Consider the following 21,714-nt stretch of genomic DNA (forward strand, 5'->3'; position numbering starts at 1 on the left):
TTTGGGTGTGTGGTTGTCTGGCTGGGGCGCGGCGGCGGGGGGGCGCCCCCGCCCCCGCACCCCCGTCACCCCACCGGCGGAGGCACGGCTTCGGCCACCCCCGCCCCATACAACGCGTGCGCCACCCGCAAAACCACCGCATCCGCATGCCGCGCCCCCACCAACTGCACCCCAATCGGCAACCCCGACGCCGTCACCCCGCACGGCACAGACGCCGCCGGCTGCTGCGTCAGGTTGAAGGGGTACGTGAACGGGGTCCACCCCGTCCACCGCGCGTGCCCCGACCCCTCCGGCACCTCCACCCCCGCCTCAAAGGCGGTGATCGGCAACGTAGGCGTCACCAGCAGGTCGTACGCGGAGTGGAAGCGCCCCATCGCATGCCCGAGCGCCATCCGTACATCCACCGCCGCCAGATAGTCCAGCGCGCTGTACGAGGCCCCCTGCGCACACACCTCCCGCAGCCCCGGATCCAGCAGCTCCCGCTGCTCCTGCCCGAGCGGCTGCACGACCCGCGCCGCACCGCTGAACCACAGTGTGTGGAAGGCCTCCACCGGATCCTCGAAGCCCGGGTCGATCTCCTCCACGACCGCGCCCAGCCCGGCCAGCAGATCCACGGCCCGCCGTACCGACGCGGCCACCTCGGGATCGACCACAGCCCCGCCACCGAGCGCCGGACTGTACGCGACCCGCAGCCCGTCGACCGCGCCGCCACCCTCCGCACCCCCCGCGATGGCCTCCCGGAAGCTCCCCCCGAAGGGACCGAGCTGCGACCAGTCGCGCCAGTCCGCCCCCGTGATGACGTCCATCAGCAGGGCGGCATCGGCCGCGTCCCGGGTCATGGGCCCCACATGGGCGAGCGTCCCGAACGCACTGGCGGGATAGATGGGCACCCGCCCATAGGTGGGTTTGAGCGCGAAGATCCCGCAGAAGGACGCGGGGATGCGGACGGACCCGCCGCCGTCCGTCCCGAGGCTCAGCGGACCGGCCCCCAGCGCGACCGCCGCCGCGCTGCCGCCGCTGGAGCCGCCCGCAGTGCACCCGGGGTCGTACGGGTTGCCCGTCACCCCGTACACGGGGCTGTCCGTGACACCTTTCCAGCCGAATTCCGGGGTGGTCGTCTTGCCGAGAAACACCGCCCCGTGGTCCCGCATCCGCGCCACCGCGGGCGCGTCCTCGTCCCACGGCCCGTCCGTGCGCACCGTACGGGACCCGCGCAGCGTGGGGCCGCCGCGCATCAGCAGGATGTCCTTGACCGATACCGGAACGCCGTCCAGGAGCCCCGCCGGTTCGCCGCGCCGCCACCGTTCGGCGGACTCCTCCGCCTGGCGCAGCGCTTCCTCGTGGTCCACCCGGCTGTAGGCGTTGACCCTCGGCTGGATCTGCTCGATCCGGTCGAGGGCGGCTCGGGTGGCCTCGACGGGGGAGAGATCGCCGGAGCCGTACCGCTCGAGGAGTTGAACCGCTGTCAGGTCGTGCAGGTCGGTCATCCAGCTCTCCGTTCAGGTGGGTCAGGAAGGTCCGTGCGAATCAGTCCACCGGTACGTATCCAAGACGCTTGTCGACGATGTTGAGCAGGGGCTCTCCGGCGCTCCAGCGGTCGTAGTTGTCCTGGAACTGCTCGGCCAGGTGGTCGCGCCAGCCGACCGTGTCGCCGCTCATATGGGGCGAGACGAGGAGCCCGGGCACGTCCCACAGGGGGTCGTCGGGGGCGAGCGGCTCGTTCTCGAACACATCCAGCGCGGCACCCGCGATCTGCCGCCCGACCAGGGCGGACTTCAGATCGTCCTCGATGACGAGGGGACCGCGTCCGACGTTGATGAACCGGGCGGTGGGCTTCATCCGGGCGAAGGCGTCCCGGTTGAACATGCCGCGCGTGGCCTCGGTGAGCGGGGCCACGGAAATCACCCAGTCGGCCTCCGCGAGCAGCTCGGGCAGCTCGTCGTTGCCGCGTACGCCCGGGCGTGCGGTGCGTCCGACCAGGTCGGCCTTGATCCCGAGCGCGGTCAGGGTGGCGGCGATGGCCCGGCCGATGGGCCCGGCGCCGATGACGGCCGCGCGCGTCCCGGCCAGCCGCATCGTCTCGCGGTGCTGCCAGCGGCGCTGCCGCTGCAGTTCCCAGCTGCCCGGGAAGTCCTTGCCCATGGCGATGACCAGGCCCGCGACGTACTCGGCGATGGGCTGCTCGAAGACGCCGCGCGCGTTGGTCAACACGGTATCGGACGCGGTCAGTTCGGGGCTCAGCAGCCGGTCCACCCCGGCGCTCGCGGTGTGCACCCAGCGCGGCCGGGGGCCGTCGCCGGGCCAGGCGTCGCGTACCGCGTCGGAGGTGAAATCCCAGACCAGGAGGACATCGGCGGAGGGCAGGGCGTCGGGCAGCGTCTTCTCGTCGCACACCACGACCTGGGCCCGGCCGGTCAGCCGGTCCAGCCGGACCGGGGGCTGCTCGCCGAAGACGACAACAGTGCTTTCGGACATAGGCGGGAAACCGTTTCGAAACGTGGGTGAGTTTGGCTGACGAATGTCGGGGCAGGCGCCTTGGTTTCGGGATTGACCACGCTAGGCAGCGGAAACTACCGTCGTCAACAACGGATCTGTCCCGACGTCCCGGCATCAGGCCGGTGCTCTCTCTTATATCTCTGGCCAATGGTCCAGCCCTCCCTTTCTGTATTGGGGCTCGATATATGGACGTCTCCTTTCTGGGTGGCCCGCAGCCGCAGCGTGGCGTGGGCGTCGTCGCACCGTTCGACTTCGCGCTTGATCGCGAACTATGGCGCTGGGTGCCGGACGAGGTCTCGTTGCACCTCACCCGCACACCCTTCGTCCCGGTCGAGGTCAGCCTCGACCTGGCACGGCTCGTGAGCGAGCACGAAACCCTGCAGGACGCGGTGCGGGCGCTGAGCGCGGTCGCACCGGAAGTCGCGGCTTACGCCTGCACCTCGGGCAGCTTCGTCGGCGGCGTGGCCGGCGAGCGCGCGATGTGCGCGGCCATGACACAGGCGGGCGAGCTGCCCTCGCTCACCACCTCGGGCGCCTTGCTGGAGGCGCTGCGGGAGATCGGTGCCCGGCGGGTCGCGGTGGTGACCCCGTACACCCGGTCGGTGACCGACTCGCTGGAGGAGTACCTCGGCGAGGCCGGTATCACCGTGACGGGCCGGGCCTACCTCGGACTGACCCGGCACATCTGGAAGGTCCCCTACCGCGACGTGGTCGACATGGCGCGGGAGGCGGTGGTCGGGTCGCCCGACGCGCTCTTCATCAGCTGCACCAACTTGCCGACGTACGACGTGATTCCGCAGCTGGAGGCGGAGTTGCGGATGCCCGTGCTGTCGGCCAACCAGGTGACGGTCTGGGCGGCGCTGCGGCAGATCGGCGCCCAGGCGGTCGGCCCGTACCAGGCGCTGCTGGACCCGGCCGCGCGGCGGGGCCCGGCGGGCATGGCGTCGTCGACGGTGGCCGACCCGATGGCCTCGATGCCCCCGATGGCTTCGATGCCTCCGATGTCCTCGATGGCGGATCCGGCGGCGCACGCCGAGCCGGAGCCGGAGGCGGCGCTGGCCGGGGCCGCGTCACCGGGGCCGGACGTCGATCCGGCGGACGGGCTCGACCCGGGGTTCGGGCCGGGGATAGGCGAGGGCCCGTTCCTCGACGACTCGGGAGGTCCGTCTGCGATGTGAGGGAACCTGCCGGGCGGCTGCGGTGTATCACAAATGACAGTGCAGGGGCGGCGCCCACGGGGGCCGCAGGTAAGGAGGCAGTCATGACGGACGCGACGCAGCGGACGACGCACCAGGCGCCGGACACGGTGGGCTTTCTCTACCCGGGCTATTCCGCCGAGGACGACTATCCGCGCCTGGAGGGGATGCTCGGCGACAGTGTGCGGCTCCCGCTCGTCCACACCGACATCGGCGAGGACGCCCACCGGGTGGACGCCCTGCTGGAAATGGGGTCGGGGTCCCGTCTCGCGGCCGGGGTCGCCGAGCTGAAGGAGCGCGGCGCCCAGGCGGTGATCTGGGCCTGCACCAGCGCGAGCTTCGTCTTCGGCTGGGAGGGCGCCCGGGAGCAGGTGCGCGAGCTGGAGGAGACGGCCGCGCTGCCCGCCTCCAGCACCTCCTTCGCCTTCGCCCACGCGGTGCAGGCGCTGGGCCTGGAGAGGCTGGCCATCGCCGCCACCTACCCGGAGGACGTCGCGGAGTATTTCAGGGCGTTCCTGAAGGCGGCGGGCGCGGAGGTGGTCTCCACCCAGGGCAGCGGCATCATCACCGCCGCCGAGGTCGGCACCTGGGGGAAGGACGAGGTGCTGCGGATGGCCCGCCACGGTGACCATCCGGACGCCCAGGCGGTGCTGCTGCCGGACACCGCGTTGCACACCGCCGCCTGGATCGCCGACCTGGAGGCGGACCTGGGCAAGCCGGTGCTCACGGCGAACCAGGTCACGGTCTGGGAAGGGCTGCGGCTGCTGGGCCGCAGCCCGGTCCATGACCGGCTGGGCGCGCTGTTCGCCACGGGCGGCTGAGGGCCCGTGGACGGCTGAGGGGGCGGGCGGTGACGGCGGCGGAGAAAGGGAGCGAGTGGTGACGGATCGGTGAACCGGGCGGGAATTCCCTCTCTCCGGACGATCCCGACAGTATTCCGCATCCCGAAATCTGCTTAGCATGCAGCCGTGCGCCGCCTTCCTCCCTCCTTCCCCGGGTCACCACGCCCGCTGCTGGTCACCGCCGCGGTGACGGTGGTCGCGGCGGTGGCCGCGGCCACGCTGGCCACCGCCGGAGGATCGTCGGAGGGCGGGGGCCCGCGGGCTTCCGCTCCCGCGACCGACGGGCTGCGGCACACCTCGGTCGAGGTGTCGGAGGGCGGCTGCGGCAAGGGCTGGGCCCATCCGCATCGCGGCAAGCAGGTCTTCGACCTCACGAACACCTCCAGCCGGGCGGCCGAGGTGTATCTGACCGACCCGGCGAACGGCTCGGTGTACGGGGAGGTCGAGGGGCTGGGCCCGGGCACCAGCCGCCCGCTGCGGGTCACCCTCGGCGGAGGCTCCTACGCCTTCCGCTGCCTGCCCGACGACACGGACGCGGTCACCGGACCCACGGTGACCGTGGCCGGACCGGCGCGCGGCGGCGGCCCGGCCGCCGTTCCGGTCACCCAGCAGGACCTGATCCCGCCGACCATCGCCTACCAGGGTTACGTCCAGGGCCGGATGGGCGAGCTGGTGCGCCGCACCGACGTGCTGCGCTCGGCCGTCCGGGAGGGCGATCTGGCCGCCGCCCGCGCGGCCTGGCTGCCCGCCCATCTGGTGTACGAGCGGATGGGCGCCGCCTACGGCACCTTCGGCGATGCGGACGGGGCGATCAACGGCACCACGGCGGGGCTGTCCGGCGGTGTCCGCGATCCGGACTTCACCGGTTTCCACCGCATCGAGTACGGGCTGTGGCACGGCGCGTCCGCGAGCAGTCTGCGCGGTGCCGCCGACCAGCTCGACAAGGACGTCCGCGCGCTGCGGGACAGCTGGCCGCAGCAGCGGATGGATCCCGCGGACCTGGGCCTGCGGGCGCACGAGATCATGGAGAACACCGTGCAGTTCGAGCTGACCGGCCGCACCGACTACGGCAGCGGCACCAACCTGGCCACCGCGCGGGCCAACCTCGACGGCACCCGGGCCGTGCTGGACCGGCTGCGCCCGCTGCTGACCTCCCGTGACCCCGGGCTGTCGGAGATCGGCACCTGGATGGAGCGCACCGGGAAGGCCCTGGACGCCGCCCGCCAGGGGGACCACTGGATCCCGTTGGACCAGCTCGACCGGGGGCGCCGGGAGAAGATCAACGCCGCCGCGGGCGCGCTGGTGGAGCGGCTGGCCGATGTGGCGGCCCTGACCGATGTGCGGAGGACCCGGTGAGCGAGGTGCGGCGGCGGGGCTTTCTGCGGGGCGCCGCGGCGGGCACGGTCGGCGCGGTGGCGGGCGCCTCGGCCGCCCCGGCCGCCGCGCGGGCGGGCGGGTTGAACGCGGACGGTGCGAGGCCGGAGGGCGCCGGGAAGGAGGCCGGGGGAGAGGCGGCCGCGCGGGTCGCCTTTCATGGCGGACATCAGGCCGGGATCCTCACCCCGCCGCAGCGCGCCACCGTGTTCGTCGCCTTCGACGCCACCGCCGAGGGGCGCACCGAGCTGACCGAGCTGTTCCGTACGCTCACCGCGCGCTGCCGCTTCCTCACCACCGGCGGCACCCCGGATCCGGTGGGGATCACCGCCCCGCCCGTCGACTCCGGCACCCTGGGCCCCCAGGTCACCGCCGACCGGCTGACCGCGACGGTCGGCGTGGGCGCCTCGCTCTTCGATGGGCGGTACGGGCTGGAGGACCGCAGGCCCCGGCGGCTGCGCGCCATGCCGTCCTTCCCCGACGACGACCTCGACCCCGACTGGTGCCACGGCGATCTGAGCCTCCAGCTCTGCGCGGAGAACACGGACACGGTGCTGCACGCGCTGCGTGACATAGCCCGGCACACCCGGGGCGCGCTCCAGGTGCGCTGGCGCATGGACGGATTCATCAGCCCGCCCCGCCCCTCCGGCACCCCGCGCAACCACATGGGCTTCAAGGACGGCACCGCCAACCCGGACACCGGCGACGCCCGGTTGATGGACCGCCTGATCTGGGCGGGGGAGGGCTCCGGGGAGCCGGGCTGGGCGACCGGCGGCAGCTATCAGGTGGTCCGGCTGATCCGGATGCTGGTGGAGTTCTGGGACCGGGTGTCGATCACCGAGCAGGAGCGGATGTTCGGTCGCGGCCGGGAGTCCGGCGCACCGCTGGACGGTCGGCACGAGTTCGACACCCCGCGCTTCGCCCAGGACCCCAAGGGCGACATCATCCCGCTGGACAGCCATATCCGGATGGCCAACCCCCGTACGGCGCGCACCGAGGACCAGCGCATCCTGCGCCGCGCCTACAACTACGACCGGGGCATGGACGCGAACGGGAATCTGGACATGGGACTGCTGTTCTGCAGCTATCAGCAGGACCTGGCCCGGCAGTTCGAGGCGGTGCAAAAGCGTCTCGCGGGGGAGCCGCTGGTCGACTACATCACCCCGTTCGGCGGCGGCTATTTCTTCGCGCTGCCGGGTGTGCGGGACCATGCGGATTGGCTGGGCCGGGCGTTGCTGTCCTGAGCGTCCGGGGCTGTCCGGCCACTCCCGGTAACGATCCCCGTAACACTCCTGGTCAAGAACCTCTCAAGAATTCCTTGTGTTTTCCTGACCCGCTATTCATTCACCCTCCTCCATGGATTCCATCGGAATGACCTGCCCGCGGCCGAGGATCACGGCGAAGGCGTGAAACGGATACACGTGGAGGCATGGCATGGGCGGTAGACGACGAGCGAAGCGCTGGAGTGCCCTGGCCGGGGCCGCGGTGCTGGCGGTCGCGGGAGGGGTGGCGCCCGCGTGGGCCGTGCCCGCCAAGGGGGCGGCACAGCGGACCGCGACGCCCGTGAAGCATGTGGTGGTGATCTTCGACGAGAACGTCTCGTTCGACCACTACTTCGGTACCTACCCCCAGGCCGCCAACACCGACGGCACGAAGTTCACCGCCGCCAAGGACACCCCGAAGAACATCGACACCCTCGCCCACGCGGGCCTGCTGGAGAAGAACCCCAATCTCTACAAGCCCAAGCGGCTCGCGTCCTCGCAGGCGATGACCTGCGACCAGAACCATTCCTATGGCCCCGAGCAGTACGCGGCCAATGGCGGCAAGGCCGATAAGTTCGTCGAGAACACCGAGGTCAGCAAGTGCACCGGGCTGTTCGGCGAGCCCGGTCTGGTGATGGATTACTACGACGGCAACACGGTCACCGGGCTGTGGAACTACGCCCAGCACTACGCCCTGAGCGACCGTTCGTTCAGCTCGGGCTACGGCCCGTCCAGTCCGGGCGCCGTCGAGCTGGTCTCCGGTCAGACCCATGGCATCGTCTCCACCGACCCGAAGTCCTCCACCGAGGACCCGAAGCAGACCGACAAGCCGGATCCGGCGACCGTGTCCTCGCCGGACGCCCAGGGCGTCGGCACGATGATCAACGACCCGGACCCGGCCTTCGACGACTGCTCGGACAAGGACCACACCAGCAGCAGCGCCCTCGGCATGCTCAAGGGCAAGAACATCGGCGACCTGCTCAATGCCAAGGACGTCAGCTGGGGCTGGTTCCAGGGCGGCTTCCGGCCCAGCACCGCCTGGGGCGGCACGCAGGGCAGCTACGCCACGTGCTCCGGCACCACCCACACCAATGTCGGCGGCGCCTCCTCGGTGGACTACAGCCCGCACCACGCGCCGTTCCAGTACTACAAGTCCACGGCCAATCCGCATCATCTGCCGCCCAAGAGCGTCTCGGAGATCGGCCACCAGGGTCAGGCCAACCACAACTACGACCTGACCGACTTCGACGCCGCCCTCAAGACCGGCCATCTGCCCTCGGTCAGCTTCCTGAAGGCCGCCGAGTACCAGGACGGCCACGCGGGCTACTCCGACCCCGTCGACGAGCAGCACTTCCTCGTCAAGGAGATCAACGCGATCCAGAAGTCGCCGCAGTGGAAGGACACGGCGGTCGTCGTCGCCTACGACGACAGCGACGGCTGGTACGACCACGCGTACGCCAAGCCCACCAACGGCTCCCGCGACACCACGGCCGGTTCGGACGGCAAGGCGACCGACAGCCCCGCCTGCCAGTCCGCCCCCCGGCCCGCGCGTGGCTACCAGGACCGCTGCGGTCCCGGCCCGCGCCAGCCGCTGCTGGTGATCTCCCCGTACAGCACGTCCAACAAGGTCGACCACACCCCCACCGAGCAGGCGTCGATCACCCGCTTCATCGAGGACAACTGGCACACCGGCCGGATCGGTGACGGCTCCTTCGACACCCGGGCGAACGCGCTGTCCGGCATGTTCGACTTCCGGCACCCGAACAACACCCAGGTCCTGCTGAAGCAGGACGGCTCGGTGGCCTCGGTGCACCGGTCCGGGCACTACACGACCAGCGCCCTGGCCGCCAGCGCCCCGATCTCCGACGCCCTCACCCCCCACCGCCTCGCCACGACCGGGAGCGCGGGTGCGGGCGACTCGGCCGTCCTGCCGATCGGCATCGGCGCCGGTGCGCTGGTGTTCGGCGCCGCGGCCACCGTCCTGGTGCTGCGCCGCCGTACGGCCTGACCCACCCCCGGCCCGGCGGCCCGGAACCCCCGGGTCCCCGGGCCGGGAATAAAGCGGAGCCTTCATCCGGTTGATGGTGCGCGGTAGACGATGCAGTACCGCAGTGCGATCAGGGAGGCGGGCCACCGTGGCCGATGAGCGGGACCGGCGAGACGACCAGCGCGACCAAGGCCGCGCCGAAGAGCGCGAGACCATCCGGGCCAGTCCCCGGGGCAGCGCGCCCGTACCGCTGTCGGTGCTGGACCTGGCGACCGTCGGCAGCGGGCTGACCGCCACCCAGGCACTGCGCACCACCACCGAGCTGGCCGGGCTCGCCGAGCGGCGCGGCTTCCACCGCTTCTGGGTGGCCGAGCACCACTCCATGCCGGGCGTCGCCAGCTCCTCCCCGGCCGTCATCCTCGCCCATGTCGCCGCGCACACCGAGCGGATCCGGCTCGGCTCGGGCGGGGTGATGCTGCCCAACCACGCCCCGCTCGTCATCGCCGAGCAGTTCGGCACCCTGGAGGCGCTCGCCCCCGGCCGGATCGACCTCGGCCTCGGCCGCGCCCCCGGCACCGACGGGGCGACCGCGGCGGCGCTGCGCCGCACCGAGCGGCTGCGCGAGGGCGCCGACGAGTTCCCGCAGCAGCTCGCCGAGCTGACCCGGTTCCTGGACGACGACTTCCCGGACGGCCACCGGTACGCCCGTATCCACGCGGTGCCCGGACCCGTCCAGGGCACGGTCCCCGGCGGGGTGCAGTCCGCCGACCGCCCCTCGGTGTGGCTGCTGGGGTCCAGCGGGTTCAGCGCCCGGCTCGCGGGCCAGCTGGGCCTGCCGTTCTCCTTCGCGCACCACTTCTCCGCGGCCAACACGATCCCCGCGCTCGACCTCTACCGCGAGTCGTTCCGGCCGTCCGCGGTGCTGGACCGGCCGTACGCGTCGATCGGCGTCTCGGCGTTCGCGGCCGAGGACGAGAAGGCGGCCCACCGGCAGGTGCTCACCGGCGCCCTCTCCATGCTCCGCCTGCGCACCGGGCGCCCGGGTCTGGTGCCGTCGCCGGAGGAGGCCGAGGCCCACGAATTCAGCGAGATCGAGCGCGACTTCGTCAACAGCTGGCTGGCCAACGTGGTGTACGGGACGGCGGACGAGGTGCGCGAGGGGCTGGACGACCTGGTCAAGCGGACCGGGGCGGACGAACTCAAGATCACGACGACGGCGCACGGCCGGGAGGCCCGGATCCGTTCGTACGGCATGATCGCGGACGCGTACGGCCTGCCGGACGCGCCCGCGGCGTAACCCTCAGGGGGAGAGCGGGCAGGCGGGGAGCATGGGAGGGATGCGGTCGGGTGGGACCGGGCGGGAGTAGAACCAGCCCTGCCCGGTGTCGCAGCCGATCCGCCCCAGCCGCTCCGCCTGCTCCGCGCTCTCCACGCACTCCGCCACCACCGTGAGCCCCAGCCGGTGCGCCAGCTCCACCAGCGCCCGGACGATCGTCTCGTCCGCCGGATTGGGGTGTTCCTCGGCCCGGAAGCCCTGGACGAAGGAGCCGTCCAGCTTGAGCGTGGAGACCGGCAGCCGGCTCAGATAGGCGAGGTTGGAGTAGCCGGTGCCGAAGTCGTCGATCGCGATGGCCACCCCCATGTCGCTCAGCTGCTGGAGCGCCTGCAGCGGACGGCCCGCCGAGCCCATGACCGCCGACTCGGTCAGCTCCAGCTGGAGCAGCCGTGGCGGCAGCCCCGTCTCGGCGAGGATCGTGCCCACGTCGGCGACCAGGTCGGAGTCCCACACCTGACGTACGGCCACATTGACGCTGACCACCAGCGGATGCCCCGGATGGGCCTGCTGCCAGGCGCGGGCCTGGCGGCAGGCGGTACGCAGCACCCAGCGGCCGAGCGGCACGATCGCGCCGTTCTCCTCGGCCAGCGAGACGAACCGATTCGGTGAGAGCCGGCCGAACTGCGGATGGTCCCAGCGCACCAGCGCCTCGACGCCCCGGACGACCCCGTCGACCAGGCCGACCAGCGGCTGGTAGTCGAGCACGAACTCCTCCCGCTCGACCGCCGGTCGCAGCGTGCTCGACAGCGCCTGACGGGTCATGCGGTGGGCGTTGCGCTCGGGGTCGAAGAGGGTCCAGCGCGCCTTGCCGTCCTCCTTGGCCCAGTAGAGCGTGGTGTCCGCGGCCTGCATGAGCCAGGTGGTGTGGGTGCCCGCCGCGGGCCGCTCCACCACGCCGATGCTCGCCGACACCGACAGCCGCTGCCCGCCCACGTCGAACGGCCGCTGGAGCGCGGCCAGCACCGAGCGGGCCAGCTCGCACACCTGCTCGGTGCCGCTGGACTCCCGCACCAGCAGCGCGAACTCATCGCCGCCGAGCCGCGCCACCAGATGGTCGCCGGGCGCCGCGCACTCGGTGAGCCGCAGCGCGACCGCCCGCAGCAGCCGGTCGCCGACCCGGTGGCCGAGGGTGTCGTTGATCGCCTTGAAGCCGTCCAGATCGAGGTAGCACAGCCCGATCCGGCCGGTGCCCGCGCGGTCGTACGCCCCCGCCTCCAGCGCGGCGGCCAGCCGCTCGAAGAAGAGGTTCCGGTTGGGCAGCCGGGTCACCGGATCGTGCATCTGCAGATGGCGCAGCCGCCCCTGGAGGTCCCGGCGGTCGCTGATGTCGGCCATCGACAGCAGCAGACTGCAGCTGTCCGGGGCCGGTTCGACGGTGATCTCGGCCCATAAGGCATGGCCGTCGGAGTGATGGAGCCGTCGGGTGCACGTCATCCGCTCGCGGCGGCCGAGCAGCACCTCGCGGTAGTCGTTCCAGGTGCGCGCGTCCTCGCGCAGCTCCGCCAGCTCGGCGGCGCCCCGGGTGGCCAGCTGGGCGGGCTCGGCACCCAGCAGGGCGCCCAGCGCGGGGTTGGCGTCGAGCACCTTGCCCTCGCGGTCGATGACCGCCATGGCCAGCCGCGCGGCGTTGAACGCGGCGCGGTAGTCGGAGGGCGCGGCACCCGGCGGTGCGCCCGGGGGCGTGTTCGGGGGCGCGCCCAGGGGCGTGCCCGGGGGTGCGCCCAATGGTGCGCCGGGGGGCGCGCCCAGTGGTGCGCCCCGCTGCGCGCCCCGTGGCGTACCCGGGGGCGCGTCGGCGCCCGCCCCGATGGGGGAAGCGCTGGGGGGTACATCACGCTCAGTGATCGTCGGCAGCGTCGCGCCAGGCGCGCGGCCCTGCCAGTCGGGGGTTCCGCTCACCGCTCGCTCCCGCATGGCGTTTGTCTGATCCAGGTATGTCATCTGTGTTGTACACGTCTCGTGCATCTCTCACACCGGGTGCCGGGCAGGCGCCAAGAGCCCGCCTGAATAGGTAATCCCCGCTGGAAATGTGCCGATCATAGAGGCTCGTACTCCGCGCGTTCCATCGACGCCATCGCGATCACCGCCGCCTTGACAAGGTGTTTGGTCGTATCTGTTCGACTCTGCGCGGGCGCACTGCCCGCTTGACCGGATGTGACCGTCTGTTACGTACCCGCATCCCGGCCTCTTCACTCGACCGGTCCAGCCGAACAGGGCGTACCGCGCCAATCCGACCCAGGGTGGAGTGGGTGTTCCCTCTACGCCCGGGAGGTCGGCATGGCGCGTCCTCAAGCGGCCGTGTGGGCGCCGCGGCCGCCCCGGCTGCGCCGGGCCCAGGCCGTCCTGACCTCGCTGAGCGCCCTGATCGCCACCACCGTGGTGGCCGGTCCCGCCACGGCCGTGGGCGCGGGCGGACCGTGCACCCTGGAGCGCACCGGCGCCCACCACTCCGAGGGGCTGGACAGCTGGAACGGTAACTATCCCCGCCCGGTCCGCTCGCTCCGCGCGGCCATGGTCTTCCTGTCCTTCCCGGACGCCGCCCCCAAGGTCACCCCCGCCCGGCTGGCCGCCGACCACACCCCCGCGACCGGCGAATTCTTCCAGCGCGCCTCCTACGGACGGTTCTCGCTGCGCGTCCACCCGATGCGGCGCTGGATCACCATGCCGAAGGCGTCCACCGCGTACGCCATACAGCGCGACTGGCACTCCGCGCGCCGGGCCGCGTATCTGCGCGACGCCATCCGCGCCGCCGATCCGCACGTGAACTTCAGCCGCTACGACATCGTCTACCTCGTCGCCGACCCCGACGCCCCGGGCGTCGACGCCGACGCGACCAAAGTGGTCAACTTCGAAAGGCCGCTGCGCGCCGACGGTACGGATCTACGCCGTCTGGTGACCGTCTTCGAGCACCATCCGCCCGATCGCAACGTCCTCGCCCATGAGACCGGGCACGTCTTCGACCTGCCCGACCTCTACCACCGGCCCAGCACGACCGACAACAGCGGCGACTGGGACACCTACGTCGGCGACTGGGACCTGATGGGCAGCCAGTTCGGTCTGTCCCCGGACCCCTTCGGCTGGCACAAGTGGAAGCTCGGCTGGCTCACCGGGCGGCAGGTGGCCTGCGCCCGCGCCCTCGGCCCGAAGATGTACACCCTCCAGCCCCTCGGCGCCCCCATGGAAGGCCGCCCCGGCACCGACACCCGCACCCGGCTGGTCGTCGTCCGCACCGGCCCCACCACCGCCCTGGCCATCGAGGCACGCGGCGCGTACGGCAACGACGCGGGCACCTGCACCGAAGGCGTCCTGGTCTACCGGGTGCGCAACGACGCCGCCTCCGGTGAGGGCCCGGTCCGGGTGCTGGACGGCCACCCGACCACCTCGGCCTGCTGGAACGAGTCCGTCTACCCCGAGCTGGCCGACGCCCCGCTCGGCGTCGGCGACTCCCTGCTGGCCCGGGAGGAAGCCGTCCGTGTGACCGTCACCGGCCGCGCCACCGGCGGCTCCTGGGCCGTCCAAGTGACGCGCGGCGAACGTACGTAACGGGTACGCCCCGTGCGACGACGGCGAGCGAACCTAGTCCGTCGCACCGTAGCGCGAGCAAGGGCATCCGAACGGTGATCAAGCAGTGTTCGAGGTGGCGTACCGAAACTGTGGCCTCGTTTTGATCTCCGGCGCCCGGGAGCGACCATGCCACGACACGCGAATCTGGCCGAGGCACTGAGAGAGCGGGCCCGGGACGGCGGGGCCCACACCGTCGCGCTCGCCCATCCGGACGGAGGCGGCGGCGAGCGGCGGATCTCCTACGCCGAACTCGACGACCGCGCCACCGCCGTCGCCGCCTGGCTGCGCGGACGCGACGCCGCCGGGCGCCGGGTGCTCATCGTCATGGACCCCGGCCCGCACATCGCCGCCGCCCTGCTCGGCTGCCTGTACGCGGGCGCCGTCGCCGTCCCCGTCCCCGCGCCCACCGCGTCCCGCACCGCCGCCGAGCGCACCGCGGCGATCGCCCGGGACGCCGCCGTGGACCTCGTCCTCACCGAAACCGCGCACGCCACCGAGACCTCCCGCCGCCTCTCGCTCGTCGGCCGCGCCGACCTCACCTGCCTGCCCGTCGACAGGCTGCAGCCGGACCGTGCCGCCGACCGCGCCGCCGACGGGCCCGCCCCGCCCGCGCGCACCGACCCCGACAGCCTCGCCCTGCTCGCGTACGACTCGGGGCCCGCCACCGCCCCGCGCGGCGCCCGGCTCACCCACGGCAACCTGCTCGCCGCCATGCACGCCCTGCGGGCCACCCTGGGCACCGGCCCCCGCTCCCGGATCGGCGGGTGGCTGCCCCGCCGCCACGCCCCCGGCCTGATCGGCCAGGTGCTGCACCCGCTGTGGCTGGGCGCCACCGCCGTCCCGCTGCCCGCGCGCCCGTTCCGTACCGACCCGGCCGCCTGGTTACGGGCCATCAGCCGCCACGGCATCACCGAGACCGTCGCCCCCGACACCCAGTACGCACGCTGCGCCGCGCTCGCCGCCGACGAACAGCCCGCCGGGCTCGACCTCTCCCGCTGGCGGACCGCGCTCAACGCCGGGGAGCCGGTCTCGCCCGCCACCATGGCCGCCTTCGCCCGCCGCTACGCCGCCGCGGGGCTGCGCCCCGGAACCCTGGTCGCCGGATACGCCCCCGCCGAAGGCGCGCCGCTGCTGATCGCCGAGGGCCGCACCCCGGTGCCCGGCGCGGAGTTCGGCGTCGTCGACCCGCAGACCTGCCGCCGACTGCCCGAGGGGACGGCCGGGGAGATCTGGGCGCGCGGCGCCGCCGTCACCACCGGCCACTGGGGGCGGCCCCTGGACACCGTGCCGCTCTTCGCCGCGCGCGCCGCCGACGGCCCCGGCGGCTTCCTGCGCACCGGCGACCTCGGCCTCGCCGCGGGCGGCGGCATCCGCATGACCGGCCGGGTCCACGACGGCCTCCTGGTCGACGGGGTCACCCTGCATCCCCAGGACGTCGAGCGCGAACTGCTCGGCTGCGGGCGGGCCCTGGGGTCGGCCCGGGTGTTCTGCGCGGGGCCCGGCGCCGGGCCGCTGGTCGTCGTCCAGGAGGTCCGTACGGCGAGCGCCGCCCGGACCGGCCTGCCCCGGCTCGCCGCCCGCATCCGGGCCCGGGTGGCGGAGGAGTTCGGCGTCACCACCGGCGCGGTGCTGCTCGTACGCCCCGGGACGGTGCGCCGGGACGGAGCGGTGAAGGTACGCCGTTCGATGCTGCGCGACTGGTATCTGCGCGGCGAACTGCGCGCCCTGCACGCGGAGTACGCGCCGGTCCCCACCGAACCGTGCCGGGGCGGCGCGGCCTGAACCGCGGCTGGATATCAAGTCGGCGAACAATACGTCTGTTCGACAGAGGGAATCAGACGGAAAAGGCCGCGACCCCCGGAAACGTGAGGGAATAATCGTCGGCGGGGGCCGGTGGGGAAGGGGCGGGGTGACATGGTCAGAGTGCTCATTGCCGAAGACATGCATATGCTGCGCAAGGCGCTGGTGGCCCTGCTGGAATTCGAACCCGATATCGAGGTCGTGGCCGAATTCTCCAGTGGCGCGGACATTCTGCCCCGGGCTCGTCAGCTCCGCCCGGACGTCGCGATTCTCGACATCGACCTGCCCGGAGTGGACGGGCTGACCGCCGCCGCCGAGCTGCACACCGCCGTTCCCGAATGCCGGACCATGATGCTCACCAGCCTCGGGCGGCCCGGGAATCTGCGGCGCGCGCTCGCGGCCCGGGTCTCCGGATTCCTGCTGAAGGACAGCAGCCCGGCCACCCTCTGCGACGCCATTCGCGCGGTCGCGCGGGGCGAGCGGGTCATTGACCCCCAACTCGCCCTGGCCGCACTGGACGACGGCCCGCAGCCGCTGACCCCGCGCGAACTGGAGGTGCTGCGGATGGCCTCCGAGGGCGAGGAGGCAACCCGTATCGCGGCCCGGCTCTTCCTGTCGGTGGGGACGGTACGCAACTACCTGACCTCGGCCGTCACGAAGCTTGACGCGCGCAACCGGGTCGACGCCATCCGGATCGCCCGCGAGGCGGGCTGGCTCTGAGGGGTCACGCCCTCTGAGGCGTCACGCCGTCACCGCCGGGCCGAACTCCTCCTCCGTGCCGCGCCCCCGCCCGCCCCGAGGTGGCTGTGCGGACACCTCCAGCTCGGCCCGCAGCTCGAACCAGCCGTCGGCCCGCGCGTCCGCGTACAGCCGCCCGCCGAGCCCCGCGAGCCGCACCTGGAGGTTGCCGATCCCGCTGCCGCCGTCGCCTGTGGCGGAGCCCGCGACGCCGTCGGCGCGCAGGAGGGTGGACGCCTTGCCCACCCCGTCGTTCACCAGCGTCAGCCGCACCGTGGCACCCGCCCGCCGGGCGGTGATCGCGCAATGCTCGGCCTTGCTGTGCCGCAGCACGTTGGTCAGCCCCTCGCGCAGCACGCTCGCCAGCACCGTGTCCACCCGCTCGGGCAGCGGCCCGCAGCCGATGTCGGCGGTGGCCCGGATGCCCGCCGCGGCCAGCATGGACCGGGCCGTCTCCGCCTCCGCGGACAGCGACATCTTGCGGTAGCCGCTGGCCACCGCCCGTACGTCGGCCAGCGCCTGACGGGACGTCTGCAGGATCTCGGCCAGCTCCTGCTGGGCCCGGTCGTTCTGCCGGGGCACCAGCCGGTGCACCAGCTCGCACTTGAGGGTGATGGTGGAGAGGCTGAGGCCGAGTAGATCGTGCACGTCCCGGGCGAACCGCAGCCGCTCCTGGGCGACCGCCAGCCGGGCCAGCTCCGCGCGCGACCGGGAGACCTCGGCGACCAGCCCGGAGAGCCGGGAGAGGCCGAAGACCACCAGCCCGGTGATCGTCGTGGACACGGTGGTGTACGCGACCTTGTCCCAGCCGAACCCCACCTGGAACAGCAGCACATCGGTGATCACCAGGATCACGGCGAACGCGGGCCAGGCCACCGCCGGGGCCAGCACCAGCAGCGCGGAGCCCGCCAGGAAGCCCGGCATGCCCAGCCACGCCTGCTCGAAGACGGCGAACGGCAGGAAGGTCAGCACCGCCTGGAGCAGCAGCGTCCAGTGCCGGGCGGCGGCCAGCCGGGGCGCCAGCGCCGGGAAGGAGTGGGTCAGTTGGATGCCCAGCAGCACGGCGAGCACCGGCAGGATCTCCAGCATCCGCACCACGGCGTCCACCACGCTCCCCGGGGGAAGCCCTTCGACCACGTACGTCACGGCGACGGCGAAGTAGAGCAGGAGCACCAGCACCGTGATCACCACGGCCAGACGCGGCGCCAGGTCGTCATGGTCGCGCGGTGGCTTGTTCCCGGCATCGTCGGGCAAGAGGCTCCCCTGCACTCGTCCTCCGGATGGTCGGGCCGGATTGGGCGGCTTGCCCGAGAGTATCCGATCTTTTGCGGGGGAGGAGGGGATGCGGAGAAGGCTCATGCTGTACACAGAGTTACGGGTTGTCACCGGCAATCACAGGAGGAATCACAGGAAAAGGGGAATGGGGTTCAGCGCGCGGTACGGAGTCGGCCGCCGCAGCCGTCCCAGGGCCACCGGGACGTCGTAGAGGCGGCCGGGGGCGAACCGGGGCCAGTGCGGGCGCAGTCCGGGCACCAGCACCTTGGCCACGGGCAGCCCCACGTCCGGCCGGGTCTGGTCCAGCACCAGCAGCTCCATCCCGCGCGCGCGGACCGCCTCCCGGACGGCCGCCAGGGCGTCGCCGTCCGGCGGCGCGGCCATCGCGGGCGGTGGCGCCGCGTCCGGACCGGGCGTCAGATAGGGCTGGTTGGCGATGGTCGCGGTACGGAACCAGCGCAGCGCCTCCGGGTCGGCCGCGCCGTATCCGCCGCCGTCGGCGCGGGCCTCGACCACCGCGGGCAGCATCTGGTTCAGCTCCGCGAAGGCGTGGCACAGCGCGGTGTGCCGGTCGAAGTGGGCGCCGAAGCCCAGGGTGATGTCCTCGGCGGGCTTGTCGGTCCGCCGGGAGAGCGCGGCGACCACCGGGATGCCGAAGTCGGTGGTGAGGTCCAGCGCCCACACCTCGCGCCGCAAACCGCCGTGGGCGCGGCGCAGTTCGGCCAGCCACGGGTCGTCGAGGCCGTCCAGGGCGAGCGCGGGCTGACGGGTGCGGTTGTACCACCACAGGGCGACCGCGTCCCGCTCCACCAGCTCCAGGAAGCCCCGTACGACGGCGTCGGCCAGGGTGGACCCGGCCGCCGCGCCGTTGGAGTCCGCCCGGCAGCAGCGCTGCCCCGGGGGCTGCGGGGCGCCGTAGTACAGCAGCGCGGTGGGCAGCAGCCGGTGGCGCTCGGCGGTGAGCGACCACACCGGCGTCCAGTCGAGTTCGGCGTCCTCGTCGAACGGGTCGGGGATGTGGTGGCGCGGCGCCCCCTGGCCTGGGAACTGCCGCGCGAACTGCCGTGTGTCCATGAGCTGGACGGTGTCCGGATGCACCGCCTCCGCCGGGTCCAGCGCGCGGTAGCGGGCGCGCTGGCGCGGCTCGTCCCCCTGGAAGTGGCCGCTGTAGTGCTCAAGGGCCTCGCACAGGGCGCTCGCCCGGGCCTGTTCGGCGGTCCGCCCCTTGCCGTGGGCGGCGGCCCGCAGCCCGGCGCGCACGGCGTCCAGGCCGCTCGGCGGGGTGGGCGCTCCGGCGTGCGCGGCGTACGAGGCGTAGACGGCGTACGAGGCGTACGAAGGGTGGCGCGCGTGGTAGCAGTTGAGGAACGCCGGACCGCGCGGATCGCGGCGGATCTCGGTGACCAGCCCGGTGACGGGGTCCACCAGATGGCCATAGCGCTCCATGACGCGCAGCGGTGAGGCGTCTTCGGCGTCGGCGTCGGCGTAGTGCGGCTCGCGCCGGGACGGCAGGGCCAGCGGCGCCCGTATCCGCTCCGCGACCAGCAGTGGATTGCCGCACCCTGCGCACTGCGGGCGGCGGGAGAGCGGATGGTGGTCCACGGTGGCGGTGAGGCTGTCCAGGGTGCACAGCGCCCGCTGGCCCGGATGCCGGTGCCCGGCCAGCCACTTGGCGGCCTCCAGCGCGGCCAGCTGGAGCGCGGCCGCGCGGCTCGCGGGCAGCGAGGCGGGCGGCCGTGGCACCGGCCCCGGGCGGCCCAGCCTGCGCTGGAGGTACGCCTCGGCCTGCCGCCCCCGCCACAGCCGGTCGGCCAGACACGCCCAGCACGGGTCGTCGGGGGCGCCGAGGAACGGGCCCAACCAGGCCCGGGTGCCCACCGGTTTGACGGGCAGCCAGCGGCGGCCCGCGGCGCGATGGGCGGCGTCGACGGCGGCGAGCCGTGGATCGAGGTAGTCGTCGCACACCACAAGGGTGAGTTCGGCGGCGCCGTGTTGACGTGGGCCCACTTGACGAACGGCCCATCGGCACTCCCGGCCCTGCGCGGCCGGAGCCGCCGCCCGGTCGTACGGCCCCTCGTCGGCCTGGTCGCCCTCGTCAGCCGTGTCCGTCTCGCTCACCCCGGCCGCCGACCGCAGCCCCGCCGCCCGCAGCGCCCGGACGACTTCGGCGGGATCGGCCGACCCCAGGATCACCGACGCCACCGACGCCGCGGAGGCCCCGGCCGGGCGCGCGGCCGGGCGTATGGAGCGGCCGTCACCGCCGCTGTCGCCGCCGCCCAGCCCGGCCAGTTCCCAGTACGCCTCCTCCGGTCCGGGGGCGTGCGTACGCTCCCGCTCGGACACCAGCCCGGCCGCCCGCAGCCGCGCGATGACCCGCTCGGCCTGCCCGGCGGGCAGCGCGCCCGGGCGGCCGGGCGCGCGGGCGGCCTCGGTGAGGATGTGCGCGAGGTCCCGCGACCCGTCCAGCAGCGGCGCGAGTGCCGCGATCGCCCGCCCGTGCAGCGCGGTGACGCCGTGCTCGGAGACCAGGTAGACGGCCTCGCCCGGCACCGGCTCGACCCGCAGATGCGGGGTGAAGCCCAGTTCGCCCGCCATGTGTCCCCGCCCCCTCATTCCCCGCTGACCGTGCAGATGCAGATGCGCGGCGCGACGGCCTCCCAGGAGGCGGTGGTCAGATCCTCGATGACCAGGTCGTCCAGGTCGTGCAGCGTGTCCAGGCCGTGCAGACCGTGCAGGTCGGCGGTGCCGTCCGGCGACCGCGTGGGTTGCGGGGGGATGGAGGCTTCCGTCATCACAGGCTCTCCAGGGTGTGAATTTGTCATGGGTCGAACTGCCAGGACTCATACCGAGTTCGGTAGTCCGGCACTGGTCGGATGCACCGCTCACCCGCGAGTCTTTTCTGTGCCTCGATGGCACGGCCGCGCGGCCAGGAGGCACCTGACGGACCGTTGACGGAGGTACAGGACCATGGACATCAAGGTGTTGGGGCCGCTGAGCGTCGAGGCGTGCGGTCAGTCGATCGTGCCCAGCGCGGGCAAGCCGCGGCAGATCCTTGCACTGCTTTCCGTCTACGCCAACCAGATGCTGCCGGTGCCCACTCTTATGGAGGAAATCTGGGGCACGCAGATGCCGCGCAGTGCGCCCACCACCTTGCAGACCTACATCCTCCAGCTCCGCCGCAGGCTGGCCGCCGCTTACGGCCCCCAGGCGCCCCAGGCGTCGAAGGACGTGCTGGCCACCCGGTACGGCGGCTATGTCCTGGAGGCGCAGCCGGGCGCGGTTGACATCCATGAGTACGACCGGCTGGTGGCCGCCGGGCGCGACGCGCTCGACGCCGGGGACGATGTCGAGGCGTCCCTGCTGCTGCGCGAGGCGCTCGCGGTCTGGCGCGGTCCGGCGCTGGTGGATGTGCGGGTCGGTCCGGTCCTGGAGATCGAGCTGGCCCGGCTGGAGGAGAGCCGGCTCGGCGTTCTGGAGCGCCGTATCGAGGCCGATCTGCGGCTGGGCCGCCATGCCGAGCTGCTGACCGAGCTGACCGAGCTGACCGCCCGCCACCCGCTCCACGAGGGGCTGCACGCCCAGTGCATGGCCGCGCTGTACCGGGCGGGTCGGCCCTGGCAGGCGCTGGAGACCTATCAGGGGCTGCGCGCCCGGCTCGTCGAGGACCTGGGGCTTGAGCCCTCGCCGCGGCTGCAGAAGCTCCAGCAGGCGGTGCTCGCCTCCGACCCCGCGCTCGACCTCGACCTCGAAGGGCAGTGGCGCCGACCGGTGCTCGACCTGTTCGCCGCCTGACCCGCCCCGCCGTACGGTCCGCCCTCCCCCCGAAACGCCCGGCGCCGCCCTT

Annotated in this window: 16 protein-coding genes; 10 read left to right on the plus strand and 6 right to left on the minus strand. The window is 72.9% G+C overall.

The genetic code is table 11. The annotated features are described in order from the left end of the window. Positions 1-65: 65 nt before the first annotated feature. The gene (locus tag ACWC5C_RS36585) at positions 66-1,487 is read right to left on the minus strand and encodes an amidase (RefSeq protein WP_450882740.1); all 1,422 of its coding nucleotides are present in this window, start codon (positions 1,485-1,487) and stop codon (positions 66-68) included. Positions 1,488-1,527: 40 nt separating this feature from the next. Then, positions 1,528-2,475 carry a D-2-hydroxyacid dehydrogenase gene (locus ACWC5C_RS36590; protein ID WP_385437852.1) on the minus strand — a complete coding sequence of 316 codons (948 nt, stop codon included), beginning with the start codon at positions 2,473-2,475 and terminating at the stop codon, positions 1,528-1,530. Positions 2,476-2,681: 206 nt separating this feature from the next. On the opposite strand from ACWC5C_RS36590, the gene ACWC5C_RS36595 reads away from it, so the two are divergent. The 6 genes from ACWC5C_RS36595 (at position 2,682) to ACWC5C_RS36620 (ending at position 10,454) form a co-directional block, all read left to right on the plus strand. Next, positions 2,682-3,674 (plus strand): maleate cis-trans isomerase family protein, encoded by a 993-nt coding sequence (locus ACWC5C_RS36595; protein WP_450882742.1) that lies wholly within the window; start codon positions 2,682-2,684, stop codon positions 3,672-3,674. 83 nt (positions 3,675-3,757) lie between these two features. Beyond that, complete coding sequence (locus tag ACWC5C_RS36600) at positions 3,758-4,513, plus strand: maleate cis-trans isomerase family protein (RefSeq protein WP_450882744.1); 756 nt, start codon at positions 3,758-3,760, stop codon at positions 4,511-4,513. Between the two features lie 147 nt (positions 4,514-4,660). After that, positions 4,661-5,890, plus strand: coding sequence for an EfeM/EfeO family lipoprotein (locus ACWC5C_RS36605; RefSeq protein WP_450882746.1), 1,230 nt, complete (start codon positions 4,661-4,663; stop codon positions 5,888-5,890). Next, complete coding sequence (gene efeB / locus ACWC5C_RS36610) at positions 5,887-7,152, plus strand: iron uptake transporter deferrochelatase/peroxidase subunit (protein WP_450882748.1); 1,266 nt, start codon at positions 5,887-5,889, stop codon at positions 7,150-7,152. The genes ACWC5C_RS36605 and efeB overlap by 4 nt, the downstream gene beginning before the upstream one ends. A 190-nt stretch (positions 7,153-7,342) precedes the next feature. Continuing rightward, a complete protein-coding gene (locus ACWC5C_RS36615) occupies positions 7,343-9,178 on the plus strand; it encodes a phospholipase C (protein WP_450882750.1) in 1,836 nt (611 codons plus the stop codon). A 193-nt stretch (positions 9,179-9,371) separates the two neighbouring features. Next, the gene (locus tag ACWC5C_RS36620) at positions 9,372-10,454 is read left to right on the plus strand and encodes an LLM class flavin-dependent oxidoreductase (RefSeq protein ID WP_450882878.1); all 1,083 of its coding nucleotides are present in this window, start codon (positions 9,372-9,374) and stop codon (positions 10,452-10,454) included. A 3-nt stretch (positions 10,455-10,457) separates the two neighbouring features. On the opposite strand, the gene ACWC5C_RS36625 is transcribed toward ACWC5C_RS36620, so the two are convergent. Further along, a complete protein-coding gene (locus ACWC5C_RS36625) occupies positions 10,458-12,407 on the minus strand; it encodes a putative bifunctional diguanylate cyclase/phosphodiesterase (protein ID WP_450882752.1) in 1,950 nt (649 codons plus the stop codon). A gap of 363 nt (positions 12,408-12,770) precedes the next feature. Between ACWC5C_RS36625 and ACWC5C_RS36630 the strand changes: the two genes are divergently transcribed. From ACWC5C_RS36630 to ACWC5C_RS36640, 3 genes are all read left to right on the plus strand, one after another. Further along, entirely contained in the window at positions 12,771-14,036 is a 1,266-nt protein-coding gene (locus tag ACWC5C_RS36630) for a M6 family metalloprotease domain-containing protein (protein WP_450882754.1), read from the plus strand. 147 nt (positions 14,037-14,183) lie between these two features. Next, complete coding sequence (locus ACWC5C_RS36635; protein WP_450882756.1) at positions 14,184-15,839, plus strand: AMP-binding protein; 1,656 nt, start codon at positions 14,184-14,186, stop codon at positions 15,837-15,839. A gap of 132 nt (positions 15,840-15,971) precedes the next feature. Continuing rightward, positions 15,972-16,577, plus strand: a complete 606-nt coding sequence (locus tag ACWC5C_RS36640; protein ID WP_450882758.1) for a response regulator transcription factor — start codon at positions 15,972-15,974, stop codon at positions 16,575-16,577. Positions 16,578-16,598: 21 nt separating this feature from the next. On the opposite strand, the gene ACWC5C_RS36645 is transcribed toward ACWC5C_RS36640, so the two are convergent. The 3 genes from ACWC5C_RS36645 to ACWC5C_RS36655 form a co-directional block, all read right to left on the minus strand. Next, a complete protein-coding gene (locus tag ACWC5C_RS36645) occupies positions 16,599-17,849 on the minus strand; it encodes a sensor histidine kinase (RefSeq protein ID WP_450882760.1) in 1,251 nt (416 codons plus the stop codon). A gap of 150 nt (positions 17,850-17,999) precedes the next feature. Continuing rightward, on the minus strand, positions 18,000-20,465 hold the full coding sequence (locus ACWC5C_RS36650) for a TOMM precursor leader peptide-binding protein (protein WP_450882762.1): 2,466 nt from the start codon (positions 20,463-20,465) through the stop codon (positions 18,000-18,002). A 14-nt stretch (positions 20,466-20,479) separates the two neighbouring features. After that, the gene (locus ACWC5C_RS36655; RefSeq protein ID WP_450882764.1) at positions 20,480-20,662 is read right to left on the minus strand and encodes a hypothetical protein; all 183 of its coding nucleotides are present in this window, start codon (positions 20,660-20,662) and stop codon (positions 20,480-20,482) included. Between the two features lie 175 nt (positions 20,663-20,837). Between ACWC5C_RS36655 and ACWC5C_RS36660 the strand changes: the two genes are divergently transcribed. Beyond that, on the plus strand, positions 20,838-21,662 hold the full coding sequence (locus ACWC5C_RS36660; RefSeq protein ID WP_385437826.1) for an AfsR/SARP family transcriptional regulator: 825 nt from the start codon (positions 20,838-20,840) through the stop codon (positions 21,660-21,662). Positions 21,663-21,714 lie beyond the last annotated feature (52 nt).

Source organism: Streptomyces sp. NPDC001700, assembly GCF_053596435.1.

What these genes read in the sequence shown, in the direction of transcription:
- ACWC5C_RS36590 (WP_385437852.1), bottom strand. Translation starts at nt 2,475, where the DNA reads ATGTCCGAAAGCACTGTTGTCGTCTTCGGCGAGCAGCCCCCGGTCCGG.
- ACWC5C_RS36585 (WP_450882740.1), bottom strand. Translation starts at nt 1,487, where the DNA reads ATGACCGACCTGCACGACCTGACAGCGGTTCAACTCCTCGAGCGGTAC.
- ACWC5C_RS36615 (WP_450882750.1), top strand. Translation starts at nt 7,343, where the DNA reads ATGGGCGGTAGACGACGAGCGAAGCGCTGGAGTGCCCTGGCCGGGGCC.
- ACWC5C_RS36595 (WP_450882742.1), top strand. Translation starts at nt 2,682, where the DNA reads ATGGACGTCTCCTTTCTGGGTGGCCCGCAGCCGCAGCGTGGCGTGGGC.
- ACWC5C_RS36630 (WP_450882754.1), top strand. Translation starts at nt 12,771, where the DNA reads ATGGCGCGTCCTCAAGCGGCCGTGTGGGCGCCGCGGCCGCCCCGGCTG.
- ACWC5C_RS36660 (WP_385437826.1), top strand. Translation starts at nt 20,838, where the DNA reads ATGGACATCAAGGTGTTGGGGCCGCTGAGCGTCGAGGCGTGCGGTCAG.
- ACWC5C_RS36600 (WP_450882744.1), top strand. Translation starts at nt 3,758, where the DNA reads ATGACGGACGCGACGCAGCGGACGACGCACCAGGCGCCGGACACGGTG.
- ACWC5C_RS36635 (WP_450882756.1), top strand. Translation starts at nt 14,184, where the DNA reads ATGCCACGACACGCGAATCTGGCCGAGGCACTGAGAGAGCGGGCCCGG.
- ACWC5C_RS36640 (WP_450882758.1), top strand. Translation starts at nt 15,972, where the DNA reads ATGGTCAGAGTGCTCATTGCCGAAGACATGCATATGCTGCGCAAGGCG.
- ACWC5C_RS36625 (WP_450882752.1), bottom strand. Translation starts at nt 12,407, where the DNA reads ATGCGGGAGCGAGCGGTGAGCGGAACCCCCGACTGGCAGGGCCGCGCG.
- ACWC5C_RS36650 (WP_450882762.1), bottom strand. Translation starts at nt 20,465, where the DNA reads ATGGCGGGCGAACTGGGCTTCACCCCGCATCTGCGGGTCGAGCCGGTG.
- ACWC5C_RS36655 (WP_450882764.1), bottom strand. Translation starts at nt 20,662, where the DNA reads ATGACGGAAGCCTCCATCCCCCCGCAACCCACGCGGTCGCCGGACGGC.